This window comes from Streptomyces cyanogenus, assembly GCF_017526105.1.
In the GTDB taxonomy this organism is placed as follows: Bacteria; Actinomycetota; Actinomycetes; order Streptomycetales; family Streptomycetaceae; genus Streptomyces; species Streptomyces cyanogenus.
Map to the genome: position 1 here is coordinate 818347 of NZ_CP071839.1, position 17434 is coordinate 835780.

16 protein-coding genes are annotated in these 17434 nt (G+C 73.7%); 7 read left to right on the forward strand and 9 right to left on the reverse strand.

Annotated elements, in window-relative coordinates; genetic code table 11:
* Positions 1-16 precede the first annotated feature (16 nt).
* Entirely contained in the window at positions 17-1801 is a 1785-nt protein-coding gene (locus tag S1361_RS03600; protein ID WP_208030395.1) for a serine hydrolase domain-containing protein, read from the forward strand.
* A gap of 62 nt (positions 1802-1863) precedes the next feature.
* On the opposite strand, the gene S1361_RS03605 is transcribed toward S1361_RS03600, so the two are convergent.
* Entirely contained in the window at positions 1864-3426 is a 1563-nt protein-coding gene (locus S1361_RS03605) for a phytoene desaturase family protein (RefSeq protein WP_208030396.1), read from the reverse strand.
* Positions 3427-3469: 43 nt separating this feature from the next.
* A complete protein-coding gene (locus S1361_RS03610; RefSeq protein ID WP_243769491.1) occupies positions 3470-4267 on the reverse strand; it encodes an oxygenase MpaB family protein in 798 nt (265 codons plus the stop codon).
* A gap of 323 nt (positions 4268-4590) precedes the next feature.
* Here S1361_RS03610 and S1361_RS03615 point away from each other — a divergent pair, with 323 nt between their 5' ends.
* Entirely contained in the window at positions 4591-5049 is a 459-nt protein-coding gene (locus S1361_RS03615) for a Crp/Fnr family transcriptional regulator (protein WP_208030398.1), read from the forward strand.
* A 77-nt stretch (positions 5050-5126) separates the two neighbouring features.
* Positions 5127-5753, forward strand: coding sequence for a CBS domain-containing protein (locus tag S1361_RS03620; protein WP_208036425.1), 627 nt, complete (start codon positions 5127-5129; stop codon positions 5751-5753).
* 246 nt (positions 5754-5999) lie between these two features.
* Here S1361_RS03620 and S1361_RS03625 read toward each other — a convergent pair whose 3' ends face one another.
* Positions 6000-7718: a sensor histidine kinase gene (locus tag S1361_RS03625; RefSeq protein WP_208030399.1), complete on the reverse strand. Its 1719-nt coding sequence runs from the start codon at positions 7716-7718 to the stop codon at positions 6000-6002.
* 350 nt (positions 7719-8068) lie between these two features.
* On the opposite strand from S1361_RS03625, the gene S1361_RS03630 reads away from it, so the two are divergent.
* The gene (locus S1361_RS03630) at positions 8069-8527 is read left to right on the forward strand and encodes a pyridoxamine 5'-phosphate oxidase family protein (protein WP_208030400.1); all 459 of its coding nucleotides are present in this window, start codon (positions 8069-8071) and stop codon (positions 8525-8527) included.
* A gap of 33 nt (positions 8528-8560) precedes the next feature.
* Here the strand turns inward: S1361_RS03630 and S1361_RS03635 are convergent, their stop codons facing one another.
* Positions 8561-9235 (reverse strand): helix-turn-helix domain-containing protein, encoded by a 675-nt coding sequence (locus S1361_RS03635; protein WP_208030401.1) that lies wholly within the window; start codon positions 9233-9235, stop codon positions 8561-8563.
* 21 nt (positions 9236-9256) lie between these two features.
* Positions 9257-10327 carry a zinc-dependent alcohol dehydrogenase family protein gene (locus S1361_RS03640; protein WP_208030402.1) on the reverse strand — a complete coding sequence of 357 codons (1071 nt, stop codon included), beginning with the start codon at positions 10325-10327 and terminating at the stop codon, positions 9257-9259.
* A 333-nt stretch (positions 10328-10660) separates the two neighbouring features.
* Here S1361_RS03640 and S1361_RS03645 point away from each other — a divergent pair, with 333 nt between their 5' ends.
* Positions 10661-11233, forward strand: coding sequence for an Rv1733c family protein (locus S1361_RS03645; RefSeq protein WP_208030403.1), 573 nt, complete (start codon positions 10661-10663; stop codon positions 11231-11233).
* An 86-nt stretch (positions 11234-11319) separates the two neighbouring features.
* On the opposite strand, the gene S1361_RS03650 is transcribed toward S1361_RS03645, so the two are convergent.
* Positions 11320-12225, reverse strand: coding sequence for a universal stress protein (locus tag S1361_RS03650; RefSeq protein ID WP_208030404.1), 906 nt, complete (start codon positions 12223-12225; stop codon positions 11320-11322).
* Positions 12226-12250: 25 nt separating this feature from the next.
* On the reverse strand, positions 12251-13156 hold the full coding sequence (locus tag S1361_RS03655) for a universal stress protein (RefSeq protein ID WP_208030405.1): 906 nt from the start codon (positions 13154-13156) through the stop codon (positions 12251-12253).
* Between the two features lie 216 nt (positions 13157-13372).
* Here S1361_RS03655 and S1361_RS03660 point away from each other — a divergent pair, with 216 nt between their 5' ends.
* Complete coding sequence (locus S1361_RS03660; RefSeq protein ID WP_208030406.1) at positions 13373-14041, forward strand: CBS domain-containing protein; 669 nt, start codon at positions 13373-13375, stop codon at positions 14039-14041.
* Positions 14042-14147: 106 nt separating this feature from the next.
* Here the strand turns inward: S1361_RS03660 and S1361_RS03665 are convergent, their stop codons facing one another.
* Positions 14148-14591 (reverse strand): universal stress protein, encoded by a 444-nt coding sequence (locus S1361_RS03665; RefSeq protein WP_208030407.1) that lies wholly within the window; start codon positions 14589-14591, stop codon positions 14148-14150.
* A gap of 244 nt (positions 14592-14835) precedes the next feature.
* Entirely contained in the window at positions 14836-15864 is a 1029-nt protein-coding gene (locus S1361_RS03670; RefSeq protein ID WP_208036426.1) for an alcohol dehydrogenase catalytic domain-containing protein, read from the reverse strand.
* A gap of 515 nt (positions 15865-16379) precedes the next feature.
* Here S1361_RS03670 and S1361_RS03675 point away from each other — a divergent pair.
* The gene (locus S1361_RS03675; protein ID WP_208030408.1) at positions 16380-17285 is read left to right on the forward strand and encodes a pyridoxamine 5'-phosphate oxidase family protein; all 906 of its coding nucleotides are present in this window, start codon (positions 16380-16382) and stop codon (positions 17283-17285) included.
* Positions 17286-17434 lie beyond the last annotated feature (149 nt).

Sequence of the window (17434 nt, forward strand, 5' to 3'; positions counted from 1 at the left end):
GGCGGGAGGCCGCAGCATGACGGACGACGTGGCAGGCGGACGAGCGGACGGGCCGAGCCGCCGGCGGCTCGTCATGGGGTCCTTGGCCGCGGGCGGCGCGCTGGCCCTCGGCGCGCTCCCGGCGGGCCCGGCCGCCGCCGCACCCAGCGCCGGCCGCCACCCCACCCTGCGCCACGGCTCGCCGGAACGCGCCGGACTGCTCCCCGCGCACCTGCGGCAACTCGTCACCGACGCCGAGGCGTTCCTCGCCCCCTCCCCCCGGCACCCCTGGTACGCGGGCGCCGTCCTGCTCGCCGGGCGCGGCGGCACCGTGGCGCTGCACGAGCCGATCGGCATGGCGGTGCGCTACGCCGGTTACGACGAGAAGACCGACACCGGCATCGAACTGCCGCCCGAACGACAGCTCCCCATGACCCGGGACACCGTGTTCGACCTGGCCTCCGTCTCGAAGCTGTTCACCTCGATCCTCGCCGTCCAGCAGATCGAGCGGGGCGCGCTGGAGCTGGAGGGCAAGGTCGCCTCCTACCTTCCCGATTTCGGGCGCGCGGGCAAGCAGGACATGACGGTGCGCCAGCTCCTGACGCACACCTCGGGTTTCCGTGCCTGGATCCCGCTGTACGACGCGCCCACGTACGAGGAGAAGCTCCAGCTCATCTGGAACCAGGCGCCCCTCCACCCGCCGGGCACGGCCTACCTCTACTCCGATCTGAACCTGATCTCCCTGCAGCTCGTCCTGGAGCGGATCACCGGCCGCGCCCTGGAGGCGCTGCTGCGCGAGGAGATCACCGGTCCGCTCGGCCTGGACAGCACCCGCTACAACCCGCCCGCCTCCTGGCGGCCGCGGATCGCGGCCACCGAGGACGCGCGCAGACCGTGGTCCGGGCTGGACCGGGGGCTGGTGTGGGGCGAGGTGCACGACGAGAACGCCTACAGCCTGGGCGGTGCGGCCGGGCACGCGGGCGTCTTCGCGAGCGCGTGGGACCTCGCGGTGCTCGGCCGGACGCTGCTCAACGGCGGCCGCTACGGCCGGGCGCGCATCCTGCGGCCGGAGTCGGTGGAGCTGATGTTCACCGACTTCAACACGTCTTTCCCCGGCGACGAGCACGGGCTCGGCTTCGAGCTGTACCAGCACTGGTACATGGGGGCGATGGCCACCCCGCGCACGGCCGGCCACACCGGCTTCACCGGCACCTCACTCGTGCTCGATCCCACGACCGACTCGTTCCTGGTGGTCCTCGGCAACTCCGTGCACCCGGTGCGCACCTGGCGGTCCGGTTCCGCACCCCGGGTCGCCGCCGGCAACCGGCTCGCCCGCGCGGTGCCGGTCCGCCCGGCGCGCGGCCGTACAGCCTGGTTCTCGGGCATGGCCAACGCCACGGCCGCGACCCTCACCCTGCCCGCGCTGGACACCTCCGCCGCCCCGGCCCGCCTGCGCTGCGCCCTGTGGTGGGACACCGAGCCCCGTGCCGACACGGTGGCTCTGGAGTCCACGACGGACGGCGGCGCCACCTGGCAGCCGGTGCCCTTCACCACCCGGCGAGGAAGGGACCCCGAGGACCATCCGGCGGGCACGGCCACCGGGTGGTCGGGCCGGGTCTGGCACCGGGTGACCGCCGCCCTGCCGGCCGACCCCCGGCTGGCGCTGCGCTGGCGGTACACCACCGACCGGCTGTACGTCGGCCGGGGCGTGTACGTCGACGCGCTGCGGGTCGAGGCGGGCGGGGCGGTGCTGTTCGACGGGGCACGCCCGGCGGACGCGGCCCGGATCACGCCGGCGGGCTGGCAGGTCTCGGCCGACTGAGGCGGCCGGTACGGGAGTCGGTTGCGCTCGGCCCACCGCGGCGGCCGGGAGCCGGGGCCCGGTCAGTGCCGCTCCAGCACCGCCATCGCCGCGTTGTGCCCCGGCACTCCGCTCACCCCGCCTCCGCGCACCGCGCCCGCCCCGCACAGCAGGACGTTCGCGTGCCGCGTCTCCACGCCCCAACGCCCGCTGTCCTCCTGGGCGTAGGGCCAGGACAGGGCCCGGTGGAAGATGTTCCCGCCGGGCAGCCGCAGGTCCCGTTCGAGGTCGAGCGGGGTCTTCGCCTCGATGCAGGGACGGCCGTCGGCGTCGGTGGCCAGGCAGTCGGCGAGGGGTTCGGCGAGGTGGGCGTCGAGCTGGGCGAGGGTGGACCGGAGCAGTTCCTCGCGTACGGCGTCGTTGTCCCGGTCGAAGAGCCGGGCCGGGGTGTGCAGGCCGAACAGGGTGAGTGTGTGGTAGCCGCGCTCGGCGAGATCGGCGCCGAGGATGGTGGGGTCGGTCAGGGAGTGGCAGTAGATCTCGGACGGCGGCGCGGTCGGGAGTTCGCCGGCGGCGGCCTGGGCGTGGGCGGTGGCCAGTTGCGTGTAGCCCTCGGCGATGTGGAAGGTGCCGGCGAACGCCTCCCGTGGGTCGGCGTCGGGGTCGCGCAGCCGGGGCAGCCGCTGGAGCAGCATGTTGACCTTGAGCTGGGCGCCCTCGGCGGGTTCGGGCGCCGCATCGCCGGTGAGGGCGGCCAGTTCGTGCGGGGAGGCGTTCACCAGGACGTGCCGGGCGACGGCGACGCCCTCGCCGTCGGCGGTGCGGTAGGCGACCTCGGCGGTGTGCCCGTCGGTGTCGATCCGGACCGCCTCGTGCCCGGTGGCGATGCGCGCCCCTGCCGTGCGCGCCGCCGCGGCCAGCGCGTCGGTGAGGGCGCCCATGCCGCCGACGGGCACGTCCCAGGCGCCGGTTCCACCGCCGATGACGTGGTAGAGGAAGCAGCGGTTCTGGACGAGGGAGGGGTCGTGGGCGTCGGCGAAGGTGCCGATGAGCGCGTCGGTGAGGACGATGCCCCGCACCAGGTCGTCGGCGAAGGTCTCCTCGACGGCCACGCCGACCGGCTGCTCGAACAGGGCCCGCCAGGCGGTGTCGTCGTCGATGCGGCGGCGCAGTGCGTCGCGGGTGGGCAGCGGTTCGGTGAGGGTCGGGAAGACGCGCTGGGCGACATGGCTCGTCATGCCGTAGAAACGCTGCCAGGCCTCGTACTCGCGGTCGCTGCCGGTCAGCCGGGCGAACGCCTCCCGGGTGCGCTGCTCGCCCCCGCCGACGAGGAGGCCCGTGGGCCGTCCCGCCCGCTCCACGGGGGTGTACGAGGAGATGGTGCGGGCGCGGACGCGGAAGTCCAGCCCGAGGTCGCGCACGATCTTCCCGGGCAGCAGGCTGACCAGGTAGGAGTAGCGGGACAGCCGGGCGTCGATCCCGGCGAACGGGCGGGTGGAGACGGCCGCGCCGCCGGTGTGGTCCAGCCGTTCCAGCACGAGCACGGAGCGGCCGGCCCGGGCCAGGTAGGCGGCGGCGACCAGGCCGTTGTGGCCGGCGCCGACGATGACGGCGTCGTACGCGCGGGGTGTCTCGTTCGCGGACATGGTCCTTCGTAGCACGCGCTGATCCACGACGGCCAGAGGCCGGTCAGGGGCGTGGTCTCGCCGGTGCCGGACGCGCGTCCGGGCCCAGGCGCGCCATGGCGCGCAGGATGTGCTTCGGCGGCAGCTGCCAGCGCAGCCGCTCCGGAACGCGGCGCAGCAGGGCGCCGGTGGCGCGCAGCCGGCGGGTGACGGCGTCGGGCCCGGGAGCCGGTCTGCCGTACAGCTCGTGGGCGTACGGCGGCAGCGCGGCGTACGCCAGCAGCGCCACCCGCCGCCACAGCAGGCCGCGCGCCGGGACGAGGAGGGGGTGCACCGGCGGGCGGAGCAGGAAGTCGTCCACCTCGTGCGCCTCGGATCCGGCGGCCAGCTGCGGGCGAACCCTGTCGAAGTACGCGGCCAGCTCCGCCCGGCCGGCCGGTACGGCCTCCGGATCGAGCCCCACCAGCCGGGCGCTGACCCGGTGTTCGGCTATGTACCGGTCGGCCTGGGCGTCGGTGAGCGGGAAGCCGGAGCGGCGCAGGACGTGCAGATAGGAGTCGATCTCCGCACAGTGCACCCACAGCAGCAGCTCGGGCTCGTCGACGCCGTACCGCTCACCGGTGCCGGGGTCGGTCGCGGTGAGCATGCTGTGGATCTTCCGCACACGGGCGCCGGCCCGTTCGGCGGCCTCGGTCGTGCCGTAGGTCGTCGTACCGACGAAGTTCGCGGTGCGCATCAGCCGGCCCCAGGCGTCCTGCCGGAAGTCGGAGTTCTGCGTGACGCCGCGGACCGCGCGCGGATGCAGGGCCTGGAGGTAGAGCGCGCGGATGCCGGCGACCCACATCATGGGGTCGCCGTGCATCTGCCAGGTCACGGACGCGGGGGTGAACAGCCCGGGGTCGCCCCGGTCCGCGGGCAGGACCACAGCCACTGGACGCCACCTCTTGTCGCCACACGGTCTGTGAAGCATCCCTGCCCAGGCCCGCCCGGATCATTCCGCCCGCCGAGCCGCACCGGCGGGGAGCCGCGCGTCGCCCGGTCCGGCCGTCGGCCCGCCTCCTCGGTGGAGTGCCCCACGGGGAGGCATGAGCCGAAGGGCCCACCCGTCGGGTCCGGGTGGCCCGTGGCGCCGGCTGCCGAGGGCGCGCACGCTGGGAACGACAGCCCAGGAAGGGAGCCGGTGCGATGACCTCCGCAACCACCATGAGCACGGCGCTGGAGCCCGTGCACCGCGAACGGCTGATGAGCCTGGCCCGGGACGTCTCCTTCGAGGCCGGGACCCGCTTGTTCGAGGAGGGCCGGCACGCCGACCGCTTCTGGATCGTCCGGACCGGAACCGTCGCCCTCGATCTGCATGTGCCCGGCCGCCGCTCGGCCGTCGTCGAGTCACTCGGGCACGGCGAACTCGTCGGCTGGTCCTGGCACTTCCCGCCCTACCTCTGGCAGCTGGGCGCCGAGGCGATGACCCCGGTGCGGGCCTCCGAGTTCGACGCCGAGACCGTGCGGGCGGCGTGCGCCGCGGACCCCGCCTTCGGACGGGCCATAGCCGTGTGGGTGGGACGTGTGGTCGCCGAACGGCTGCACGCCACCCGGGTCCGGCTGCTCGACCTGTACGCCCCCTACGGCAGCGGTGACCGGTGGTGACCGCGCGGCCGATCCGTCCGGCCGAACGGCCTGGGGAGGACGGCACGGGCAGCAGCCCCCACCGGGTGGGCGACGTGATGACCCGGGCCGTCGTCGCCGTGGGCCGCAGCGCCCTGTTCAAGGACGTCGTCGAACGGATGGTGGAGTGGAAGGTCAGCGCCCTGCCCGTGCTGGAGGACGACGGGCGGGTGGTCGGGGTGGTCTCCGAGGCCGATCTGCTGCCCAAGGAGGAGTTCCGGGACAGCGACCCGGACCGGTTCACCCAGCTGCGCCGGCTGTCCGACCTGGCGAAGGCCGGGGCGGTGTCCGCCGAGGACCTGATGAGCACCCCGGCGGTCACCGTCCACGGGGACACCACGCTCGCCGAGGCGGCACGGATCATGGCCTTGCGGAACGTCAAACGACTGCCCGTGGTGAACGACGAGGGCGTCCTCGAAGGGGTGGTCAGTCGCGGCGACCTGCTGAAGGTGTTCCTGCGGCCGGACAACGACCTGGCGGACGAGATCCGGCGTGACATCGTCGACGTCCTCTTCCCGGCCCCGGTCGAACCCGTGCACATCATCGTCAGCGACGGTGTCGCGACCCTGACGGGACGCGTCGCGGATGCCGCACGGATTCCACTGGCCGCGCGCCTGGTCCGGGGTGTGGAGGGGATCGTGGGCGTGGACTGCCGGCTCACCGCCGCCGGCTCCGAGGCCGGGTGACGCCGTCAGCGCATCCGGTCCGGCACAGCCCGTGCCCAACCCGACGACCGAGCAGGCCCGCCGTTCCGGACCGAGCCGCACCGAGTCCGTCTTCGCGCCGTCGCACCGCGGGCTCCGCTCGGCGCTCACGATGCCCTTCGCCGTCGGCGCTCACGATGCCCGCCACGTTCGGCGCTCACCACCGGCGCCCCGATCACCGCCTCCCCCGCTCCACTTCCGCCACTCGGGCCCGACCCGCTCCCACTCCTATGCACGGGGAAGCGGCACTCGCCAGCGCAACAGGGCCCCGCCGCCGTCGGGGGTGGACACATCGAGGTGCCCTCCCAGCTGTTCCGCCCGTTCCGCCATCGTGCGCAGACCGCCGCGCCGGACGTCGGGCGGGATGCCCGCACCGTTGTCCGAGACCGTCAGGGAGACGTCGCGGCCGTCGGTCGTCAGGACGACCTGTGCCCGGTCGGCGCGAGCATGCCGGGCGATGTCGGTGAGAGCCTCGGAGAGGACGGCCACGACCTGGTCGGCGATCTCCTGCGGCACCTCCGTGTCGACGAGGCCTTCCATACGCACGCTGGGCGCGAATCCCAGCACCGCGCTCTCCTCGCCGACCATACGCACCACGCGGGCTCGCAGGCCGGCGTCGGCTGTGCCCGCACGCGCTCGCAGCCCGAAGATGGCAGAGCGGATGATGCGGATGGTCTCGTCCAGATCGTCCACGGCCCGCAGCACGCGTTCGGCGGCCTCCGGGTGCTCGATGAACCGGCCGGCGCTCTGCAGGGTCATGCCGGTGGCGAAGAGCCGCTGGATGGCCAGGTCGTGCAGGTCCCGGGCGATCCGGTCGCGGTCCTGGAGCACCGCGATCCGCTCGGCGTCCTTGCGGCGCTCGGCCAGTTCCATCGCTATGGCGGCCTGTGCGGCGAATCCCCCCAGCATCTCGGCCTCCTGCCCCGAGAACACCGCCCCGCCGGCTGCGCGGGCCACCAGCACGGCGCCTCGTACGCCTCCCTCCCCGGTGCCGATCGGGACCGCCACGGCGGGGCCGAGCCCGTGGAAGCGCGGAGGCTCAGGGCAGATCCGCCGGTCCTGATGCACATCGTCGCTGATGACCGGAGCGGCAGCGGAGAAGGCGAGGCCCATCAGCGTCCCCGGGAGGGGCAGCACCAATCCCTGGTGCACCTGCGCGTCCACCCCCACGGCGATCTCCACCGTGAGGGAGTCGGTGCCCCCCACCGGCAGCGCCACCGCCGCCGATGCCGACCCCATGATCTCTCGGGCCCGTTCCGCGATGAGCCTCAGGGCCTCGGCGCGTTCGCTGCCGGACATCAGGCAGTGCGTGATCTCGGCATTCGCCCGCAGCCACCGCTCCCGCAGCCGGGACTCCTCGTACAGGCGGGCGTTGTCGATCGCCACGCCCGCCGCCACGGCCAGCGTGGACAGCACCGCCTCGTCCTCCTCGTCGAACTGCACACCGCCACGCTTCTCGGTCAGATAGAGGTTGCCGAAGACCTGGCCACGCACCCTGATCGGGACGCCGACGAAGGTGTTCATCGGGGGGTGGTGGGCCGGGAAGCCGTACGAGGCCGGGTGCTGGGAGATCTTCTCCAGCCGCAGCGGCTCCGGGTGCCGGATGACCTCGCCGAGGATGCCGTGCCCCTCCGGGAAGGGACCGATCTCGGCGATCTGCTCCTCGGTGACCCCGACGGTGTGGAAGGCCGCCAGGGTCGTGCCGCCGGGACCGATGACCCCCAGGGCGGCGTATTCCGCGTCGACCAGTACGGCGGCGGCCTCCACGATGGAGCGCAGCGCGTGTTCGAGCTCCAGTTCCCGGCCGACGGAGAGCACCGCCTCCAGCAGACTGTGCACCCTGTCCCGGGTGCCACGGGCCGCGTCGATCCGGGCCTGCAGCTCCTCCAGCAGCTCGTCGAGCTTCAGCTCCGGCAGTCGTACACGAGGCTCTTCCGGGTCCGCCACGACGCTCCTCCATGTCCCCTCGTACGCGAGTCCGGACGGTCGCGGTCACGGCCCACGGTAATCATCCTCAGCGGGAAGGGCAGCACAGGGCCGGTCGGCCCACCCCCTGGGGGCCGACCGCACCTGCCCCGGGGCGTGGCTCCGTCCCAGGCTGGGAGGGTACGGAGTGCGCACAGCCGAGGAGGTGCCCCATGGTCCGCCGTGTGTACGACGTCCAGGACGGCGACCGCGACCCGGCCGGCCTGCCCGGCGTCAGGGGCGCGACACGAGTGACGGCAGGTGACACGTGAGCGGAGTGCGGGGCCGGTTCGTCCGTACACGGCCGACTTGCGGCGGAAGGAGGGCGCGTCATGGCAGGCAGTGAGGTGCGCGCACGCCGGCGCATCGACCTCGACCACGCCGAGGCGCTGCGGTTGCTGGGCAGCGTGTCACTGGGAAGGATCGTCTTCACCCGGCAGGCCCTGCCCGCCGTCCGCCCGGTCAACCACGTCCTGGACCGCGGTGACATCGTCATCCTGACCCACGAGGGCACCGCTCTGGCCTCGCACGCCCAGCAGTCCGACGGCACGGGAGTCGTCGTCGCGTACGAGGCCGACGCCATCGATCCGGACACCCACCTCGGCTGGAGCGTCGTCGTCACCGGATACGCCCGGCCGGTGAGTGATCCGCTGGAACTGGCGGGGGTCCGTGCGCTGTTGCAGCCGTGGGCGCCGATGGAGGGCAGGGATCAGGCGGTGCGCATCCACCCCGAGCTGGTCACCGGTGTCCTGCTCACGGAGGCGGGCGGCCCGGGGGGAACCACTGACTGACGCGCTCCCGGGCGCCTCGCCCGCACGGTGGGCTCACACAGTGATCCGGCGTCCCGTGACCATGCCCGGTTCGATCCGCAGCCACAACTCGCGGTCGCCGCCCGCCCATGGCTCGCTGTGTGCCTTCCCGGCGTACCGGCGCCGCTGCTCGGGGTCCGTCACCGCCCGGGCGATGCCCCGCACCACGACGCTCCACCCCCGGCTGAACGTGTCGTCGATCCGGTCGACCTCGAAGGCCACCGGGTGGCCGTCCGCCAGGGCCGGTGTGGCGCCGGGCGCGGTCCGGAAGACGATCGCCCCGTCCACGAGGCTGTAGTTGACCGGCACGATCTCCGGCCCCGCACTGGTGGCCACCGCCAGCCGCCCGACTCCGTGCGACCCCAGCAGGACCTGGCACTCGAGAGCGGTCAACTCGGTGAAGTGGGGATCGCGCGCGGCGCGCCCGGGCCCGGGCGGGCCGTCGGCGGCGCCACCGGTCAGTTCGTTGACGGTGGTTTCCAGCACCTGGGCCAGCCGGTGCAGGACGGCAGGGCGGGGCGCGGCGCCGGGCTGCTCCTCCAGGTACCGCAGGTAGCCGACGGCCATGTCGGCTCGGGCGGCCGTCTGCCGCCGCGTCAGGCCGAGTCGGGCCCGCTGGGCGGCCAGCCGGCGGCCCAGGTCGCCCAGTGGCGCCTCCGCCGGCGCGGGTGCGCTCGTCGGTTCGGTCATGGCCGTCACGCTCCTTGTCGTTCAGGCCGCGGGAACGGCCACTTCGGCGTGCTGTTTCTCGCCGAGTACCACCTTCAGCGCACCGGTCTCGCCGGCCTTGGAGAAGACGTCGTAGGCCTCTTCCATGTGGTCCAGCGGGAAGGTGTGGGTGACCAGCTGCCCGGTGGGCAGCCGGCCGGCGGCGGCCATCCGCAGCAGGGTCGGCGTGGAGTGGGTGTCCACCAGGCCCGTCGTGATGGTCACGTTCTTGATCCACAGGTCTTCGAGGTGCAGCGTGGCGGGCCTGCCGTGCACGCCGACGTTGGCGACACGGCCTCCGGGCCGGACCATGCGGGTGCACAGCTCGAAGCTCTCCGGCACGCCGACCGCCTCGATGACCACGTCCGCGCCGAGCCCGTCCGTCAGATCGGCGACCAGTTCTCCGGGAGCCTCGTGGGCGTCCGCGACCGCGTCGGCGCCGAGCCGGTGAGCGGCCTCCAGCCTGGCCGGGGCCAGATCCACGGCGATGATCCGCTGCGGGGAGAACATCCGGGCCGTGACGACGGCCGCGAGCCCGATGGGGCCGGCGCCGACGATGGCGACGGTGTCGCCCGGACGCACGTGTCCGTTGAGGACGCCGACCTCGTAGGCGGTCGGGAAGATGTCCGCGAGCAGCACGGCGTCCTCGCTGCGCACGGCGGCGGGCAGCGGGTGGACGGAGAGGTCGGCGCAGGGGACACGGACGTACTCGGCCTGGGTGCCGTCGACGAGGTGGCCGAGGATCCAGCCTCCGCCGCCCCGGCACTGGCCGTAACTGCCGTCCCGGCAGAACCGGCACCGCCCGCAGGAGGTGATGCAGGAGACCAGCACCCGGTCGCCGGGACGTACGGTGCGCACGTCACCGGCCACCTCGACGATCTCGCCGACCGCCTCGTGGCCCAGCACCGTGCCGGGACGCACCTCGGGCACGTCGCCCTTGAGGATGTGCAGGTCCGTTCCGCAGATCGTCACCGCGTCGACCTTGACGATCGCGTCGGTCGGTTCCTTGATGCCGGGGTCCGCGACGTCCTGCCAGGAGGCCTGACCGGGACCGTGGAAGACGAAGCCTTTCATCGCACTGTTCACCCAGTTTCGGTCTGCTGCGGGACCGGCGATCCGGCGCGTACGACGGGAACGCGGGCCGGGCCCCGGCACGGTGCCGGAAAAGCCCCGCACTCCCAGGCTGCGCGGTGCGCGGCAGGCTCCGCTTGGGCCGTCCGGCCCTTGTGCCCGGCCCGCAAGGGTCCCCGGTCGGCTCCCGACGGGGCTCTGCCGGGACCTATGGCCCCCCTCCGGCCGGGAAACCGGGCCCGGGACGGCCACCGGAGGGGTCTGTCGGCCCCTGTGGTCGCGGGCCGGCCGGGGTCCACCGTCGTAGTAGTCACCACGACGAGGAGGTGTTCCGCTATGGGCACCACACAGCGGCTGTGGCGGTGGCGGAGCAATCCGCTGCGGCGGCGCGAGGACGTCGTCGAGGCCTGGATGGTCCTGGTCGTCTGGACACTCGCCCTCGTCGGCGGGGCCCTCGCCGGACTGGTGACGGCCGGCGCGGCCGAGGACCAGTACACGGAGCAGCGCACCCACCGGCACGCCGTCCGAGCGGTCCTCCTCGCCGACGCGCCGCACGGCGTCACGGCGGACTGGTCGCCGGACGGCCGCGTCCAGGGGCCGGTGCGCTGGACGGCTCCCGACGGCGCCTCCCGTACCGGGCACACGCTGGTCGCCGGTGGTCTGCGGGCCGGAGCCCGGGTGACCGTCTGGCAGGACGACCGGGGCCGTCTCGTGCTGTCACCGCCGACCGGCCGGGCCGAAGGGCACGTCGAAGCCGCTCTCTTCGGTGCGGCAGCGGCCCTCGCCGTCGCCGTTCCGGTCTTCGGGGCGGGCGCCGCCACCCGGGCGTGGCTCGACCGGCGCCGCCTGGCCCACTGGGATCAGGAGTGGGACCTCGTGGGACCGCAGTGGGGCCCGAGGACCGGCTGAGCGGGTTCCGAGGAGGGGCTGAGCAGGTCCCGGCCGAAACCGGGCGACGTTCAGGGACGAGTCACTGAACGAGTCGCCGTGCGGCCTCACGCGGGTTCCGGTACGACGGCCACCGGGCAGGCCGCGTGGTGGAGCACCCCGTGGGCGACGCGGCCGAGTTGGAGCCCGAAGTGGCCGTCGCGGCGCCGGGCGCCGACGACGAGCAGGTCGGCCTCACGGGAGACGGCCAGCAGGGCGTCCCGGGCGAAACCCTCGATCGTACGGCGCTCCACGTGCAGGCCGGCCGGAGCGGTCGCCAGCGCCTCCTCGACCAGTTCCGCGGCCTGCGCCTCCTGGATGTGGGCCGGTTCGCCGGTGATCAGCGGGTGTGCCCGGGGTTCGTGCACCGGGCGGCGCCAGGCCCGTACGGCCTCCAGCGTCGCTCGGCGCAGCAGGGCCTCCTCGACCGCGAAGCGTACGGCGGCCGAGCCGGCCGGCTTCCCGGCCACGCCCAGGACGATGCGACCGTGCGCCTGCGAGACCCGGTGGTCGTGGCTTCCGCGCAGCACGATCACCGGGCAGTGCGCGTGCCCGGCCACCGTGCGGCTCACGGAGCCGAGCAGTGCCTCGGTCACACCGCTGCGGCCACGGCAGCCGAGGACCAGGGCGAGAGCACTGCGGCTCTCCCGGATCAGGCCGTACTCGGCTTCCTCGGGGAGGACGTCGGTGGTGACCTTCACGCCTGGCTGCCGGAGCCGGGCGCGCCGCTCCGCGGTCTCGACGACGTCCTCGGCCATCACTTCCTCCGAGGGCATGCCGAGGTCCTGGGCGATGGACGTGCCTTCGTAGCGCTCCCAGAGCGAGGCGTAGACCAGCCGGAGCGATGCCCCGCGCAGTGCTGCCTCGTCGGCGGCCCACTCCACGGCTCTCAGGCTCGGCTCCGAGCCGTCGACGCCCACGACGATCGGGAGGTCCACGAGCGCGCCGAAGGCCCGTGGGGGTGATGCGTTCATGGGTTGTCTCCTCGGGGGTGACTGCTCAGCTGTGCGCGACCACCGCGACGGGCGCGGCGATGTGGTGAAGCGCCGAGTGGGTGACGTGGCCGATGCGGGCCCCGAACGGGCCGGTGCGGATGCGACGGCCGACGACCACGAGGGAGGCGTCGCGGGAACCGTCGACGAGGACCTGCGCGGCGCCGCCGCATCGGACGGCCTCGATCACCTCGACGTCCGGGAACTTCTCCCGCCAGGGTCGCAGCACCTTGCCGAGGAGCGAGGCCTGCCCTCGGGCGAGCACATCGTGAAGTGCCGGGTCCGCTGTGAAGCCGTGGAAGGAGGCCGGTGGCGCCGGCCAGGCGTGAACGGCCCGCAGGGCGGCGCTACGGCGAGCGGCGGCGTCGAAGGCGAACTCCAGCAGTGTGTCGTCCGGTTGATCGATGTCGAGGCCGAGCACGACGGGACGGAAGGGCGCCGCAGCGGAGGGCACCCCCGCCGGGTCCATCCGGTGCTCGTCAGCAGCCTGCTCGCCCGCACGCACCAGCACCACCGGGCGCTCGGCGCGGGCCACGACGCCCAGGCTGACCGAGCCCACCATGAAGCCGCTGAGCCCGCCGAGGCCCCGCGAACCCAGTACGAGCAGCTCGGCGAGGCCCGCCGCCTCGCACAGGACGTCGGCCGCGGTCCCGGTGAGCTGCTCTGTCGTCACCTCGATGCCCGGGTGGCGAAGCCGGATGCCGTCCGCGGCCTCGCGCGCCGACCGCTCGGCCCACAGCCGGTAGTCGTCGAGGTCCAGCAGCGGGGTCCGGGCCACGTAGCGGGGCATCGGCTCCTGCACGTGCACGATCTTCAGGGGCAGACCGCGGAGCAGCGCTTCGCGCGCCGCCCACTCGGCTGCGGCCCGGCTCTCGGGTGAGTCGTCGAGGCCCACGGTGACGGTCCGGGACATGCTCTGCACCTCCCCGGTGCGTAGTTCCTGGTATCAGGGTGGCCGCCCGGCGCCTTGGGGAGCAGGGGCCATACGGCCCGGTCGCGGACCGACCGACCCTCCGCGAGGCGTTGCCGGAGGGCCCGTGCCCGGGGCCGGACGGCCCTGGCCCGCCACCGCCCGGACGACACACGCTGGGAGGAGCCCGATGTCCCGGCAAGGCCCTACGGAGTCACCATGTACGGCACCCCGCGCACGGTCAGCGATGTCATGACCCAGACGGTCGCCGCCGTCGGCCCACGGGCTCCCTTCAAAGAGATCGTGCAGCTGATGCAGGACTGGCAGATCAGCGCCCTGCCCGTCATCGAGGGCGAGGGCAGGGTGGTCGGCGTCGTCTCGGAGGCCGACCTGCTGCCCAAGGAGGAACTCCGGGACGACCCCGACGTGAGCTGCCTGCAGGTCCGTCGGCCGGTCGACGTGGCGAAGGCCGGTGCCCTCACCGCCGGAGAGCTGATGACGTCCCCCGCCGTCACGGTCCGGGCGAGCGCCACGCTCGCCGAAGCCGCGCGCATCATGGCGCGCCAGGGAATCAAGAGGCTGCCGGTCGTGGACGACGCCGGCCTGCTGGCGGGCATCGTCAGCCGTACCGACCTGCTCAAGATCTTCCTGCGCGGGGACGCGGAGATCGCCGAGGAGGTCCGGCGCGAGATCGCCTCGCACCTCTTCCCTCCGTCGTCGTCGGCCGTGCAGGTGAAGGTGGAGGACGGCGTGGTGACGCTCACCGGCCGGATCCACGACACGGCCCTCGTTCCCACCACCGCGCGCCTGGTCAGGTCCGTCGAAGGGGTCGTGGACGTGGAGTTCGACCTGGCTCACGAGGGCGGTCCGCAGGGGCGGGAGGGCTGATCGCGCCGGCCGCCGGGGCCGGCCGGCCCCGGCGCGACCGGCACGGGCAGTCGATGATCGGCCTTGGACGGCCTCCCGTGTGGCGGCGGGTCCGGGCGGCCGCGTGTCACTCCTTCTCGCAACGAACGATGACGACCGGACAGCGCGCGTGCTGCGACACGTGCTGGCTCACGGAGCCGAGCAGGGCACGCGCGAACCCGCCCCTGCCCCGGCTGCCGACGACCAGCACCTCGGCTCCCTCGGCGGCCCGCAGCAGAACGTCCGCGGGATTGCCGTGCACCACACGGGTCCGGACCGAGCCGGCCGCGTCCGTGCCGAGCACGTCGACCAGCTCCTGGTCCATTTTCTGCCGGGTCTCGTCCTCGTCGACGTCCATGTCGACGGCGGGCGCCGACCAGCCGTACAGGCCCGGCAGCTCCCACACCGCGACGGCCTCCACGGTGCCGCCGACCAGGCCGGCATAGCGCACGCCCCAGCGCAGGGCCTCGTAGGAGGACTGCGACCCGTCGACGCCGATCACCACGCGGCGCTCGGAGGCATCCTTGTCCATGCGTCCCACCTCTGTCCTTCGGTGTCCGTGCCCGGCGGGCCGGTCCGCCACTGCTGTCCACGCTGCGGGACCCGTCGCCGCACCGCCAGAGATACGCATCCGGCGGCATGACGTCGATCGTGCCGTCGGCGTCCGGTGCTCCGGACCGTCGGCGCCGTGTGCCGTCCCGCGTCACCCCGTGGCCGTGGTGGCGAGGGTGTTTCGGCTGCGGTCGCGGGGGTCTTCGGTCCCCTGGGTTCTGCGGTCATTCACGGTGCAGCACGACTTTGAGGGCGCCCGTGCTGGTGCCCTGCTCGAACACCTCGTAGGCGTCCTCCATCCGGTCGAGAGCGAGGGTGTGGGTGACCAACGGGGAGACCGGCAGCCGGCCGAACTGCATCAGTTCGAGCAGCCAGGGGGTGGAGGACGTGTCGACCTGGCCCGTGCTGATGGTGAGGTTCTTGCACCAGAGGGACTCCAGATGCAGGGTCACCGGCCTGCCGTGGGTCCCGATGTTGGCGATGTGCCCTCCCGTGCGGACGGCGCGCGTGCACAGCACGAAGCCGTCCGGGTCCCCGGACGCCTCGATGACCACGTCCGCGCCCGGCCCCTCGGACAGGTCGGCGATCATCTCCCCCGGCGATTCGGCGGCATCCGCCCCCAGCCGGGCGGCGGTCTCCAGCCGGGCACCGGCCAGGTCCACGACCATGATCCGGCGGGGCGAGTACAGCCGGGCCACGACGACCGAGGCGAGGCCGACGGGACCGGCGCCGACCACGACGACGGTGTCTCCGGGGCCGACGTGTCCGTTGCGGACCCCGACCTCGTAGGCGGTGGGGAGGACTTCGGCGAGCAGCACGGCTTCGTCGAGAGGGAGGTCGGCGGGCCGCCGGGTGGTGGAGTGGTCGGCGAACGGCACGCGCACCAGCTCGGCCTGGGTGCCGTCGATCAGATTGCCCAGGAGCCATCCGCCGCCGCCCCGGCACTGCCCGTACCTGGCGTCGTGGCACTCCCTGCACTCGCCGCAGGCCGAGACGGACGACACGATCACCTGGTCGCCGGGGCGCAGGCGGTGCACCTGCGCCCCGGTCTCCACCACCTCTCCGGCCGCCTCGTGGCCGAGCACCCTCCCCGGGTTCACCTCGGGGAAGTCTCCGCGGCGGATGTGCAGGTCGGTGCCGCAGACCGTGGTCGCGTCGACCCGCACGACCGCGTCGGTCGCCTCCTCGATCACGGGGTCGGGGACGGTGTCCCAGGAGGTGTGCGCCGGGCCGTGGTAGACGAGCGCTCGCACCGAACTCACTCCCTGGGCCGCGGAAACGGTGTCGGGCACCCGGCGGTGCGGGGCCACCGGGTCGGCGCTGGTGCGTTCGGCCACGCGTACGACGGCTTGCCGCCGGGGGCGACGGGTGGCATGGCGGCGGCCTCCCTCTCGAAAGAACCTGGAGGGGCGGTGAACGAGTCCGGCCAAGGGGATGGTCCGGACGTCGCCTGCAGGCGGTCGCGACGGGTTGCTCTCTTCGAGGATCCTCCGGTCCTCGCCGCGACGCATGCGGACGGGCCGCGGTACGCGGCGGGCACGTGGAGTCCGGGAGACCTCGCCGGCATGCCGCCGGGCTCGGTCAGCCCGCCGTCACGAAGCGAGAGGACCGGCAGTCCGCATCTCACGGCCGCCGCATCCCCGGGCTCCGTGCCCGGCCCTCTGCCGTCCGACCGCGGAACCCCCGGTGGCAGCGCTGACGCCCGTGCGGCCGTGTGGCCCGCGTGGCAGGTTGGATACAGCACCACTCCGCGGAGAGGGCGGCGATCATGCGAGCTCACCTCGGCGACCAACTCGTCATCGAGAGCCCGACGACCGGCGCCGCCAGGCGCGACGGCGAGATCATCGGACTCCGCCACGAAGACGGCACACCCCCCTACGACGTGCGCTGGTCGGACACGGACGAAGTGACGCTCGTGTTTCCCGGGCCCGATGCCCACATCCGCCATCCGGAACACGAGCAACCGGCGCCGGTGGACGAAAGGCGGCTGGGAGCGGGCATCACCGCGGCGCCTCCGGCCGAGGTGGGCAACCCCGGCGACATCGGCCGGCGCGTGGCGGTCGAGCGCCGCAGGCGTGGGCTCAGCCGAGTGGAAGCAGCGAGCCGCGCCCGGATGTCACCGGACTATCTCGCGTATCTCGAGGAAAGCCCTGCCGAGCCGACTCCGGCGACTCTCCTCAGGCTGGCCGACGCACTCGGCACCACGGTCGCCGCGCTGCGGGGCGGCGGCATGGATCTTCCACCCGGCCAGGGCCACGCGCTGCTCCACCCTCGACTGCGGGACCTGAGCCCGGACGAGTGCCGCACCCTGCTCTCCACACACGGCGTGGGCCGCCTGGCGGTGTCGACGCCCGACGGCCGCCCGCTGGTCGTCCCGGTCAACTACGAGGTGGTCGAGGACACCATCGTCTTCCGGACCGCGCCCGACTCCGTGACCGCCACAGCCGCGGAGACGGAGGTCGCCTTCGAGGTGGACCACCTGGACGAGGCCATGAGCCAGGGCTGGAGCGTGCTGGCCGTCGGACCGGCGAGCGTGGTCACGGAGCCGGAGGCCGTGCGCAGCCTCAGTCGGCACGCGCACACGACGCCCTGGGCCGGCGGGCAGCGCGACATGTGGGTGTCGATCCGGCCCACGAGTCTCACGGGCCGCCGGATCACTCCGGCCGACCGGTAGACGGCCGATGTCCTCCGGACGGCCGATGTCCTCGCCCGACCGCGGGGTGCCCGGGGACCTCGCGTCCCGCCCGACGGCGACCGCGGGCGCGGTCATCACCTCGCTCACCGGGTGCAGGGGCACCGCGAACCGGCTGCCCGGCTCCCGGT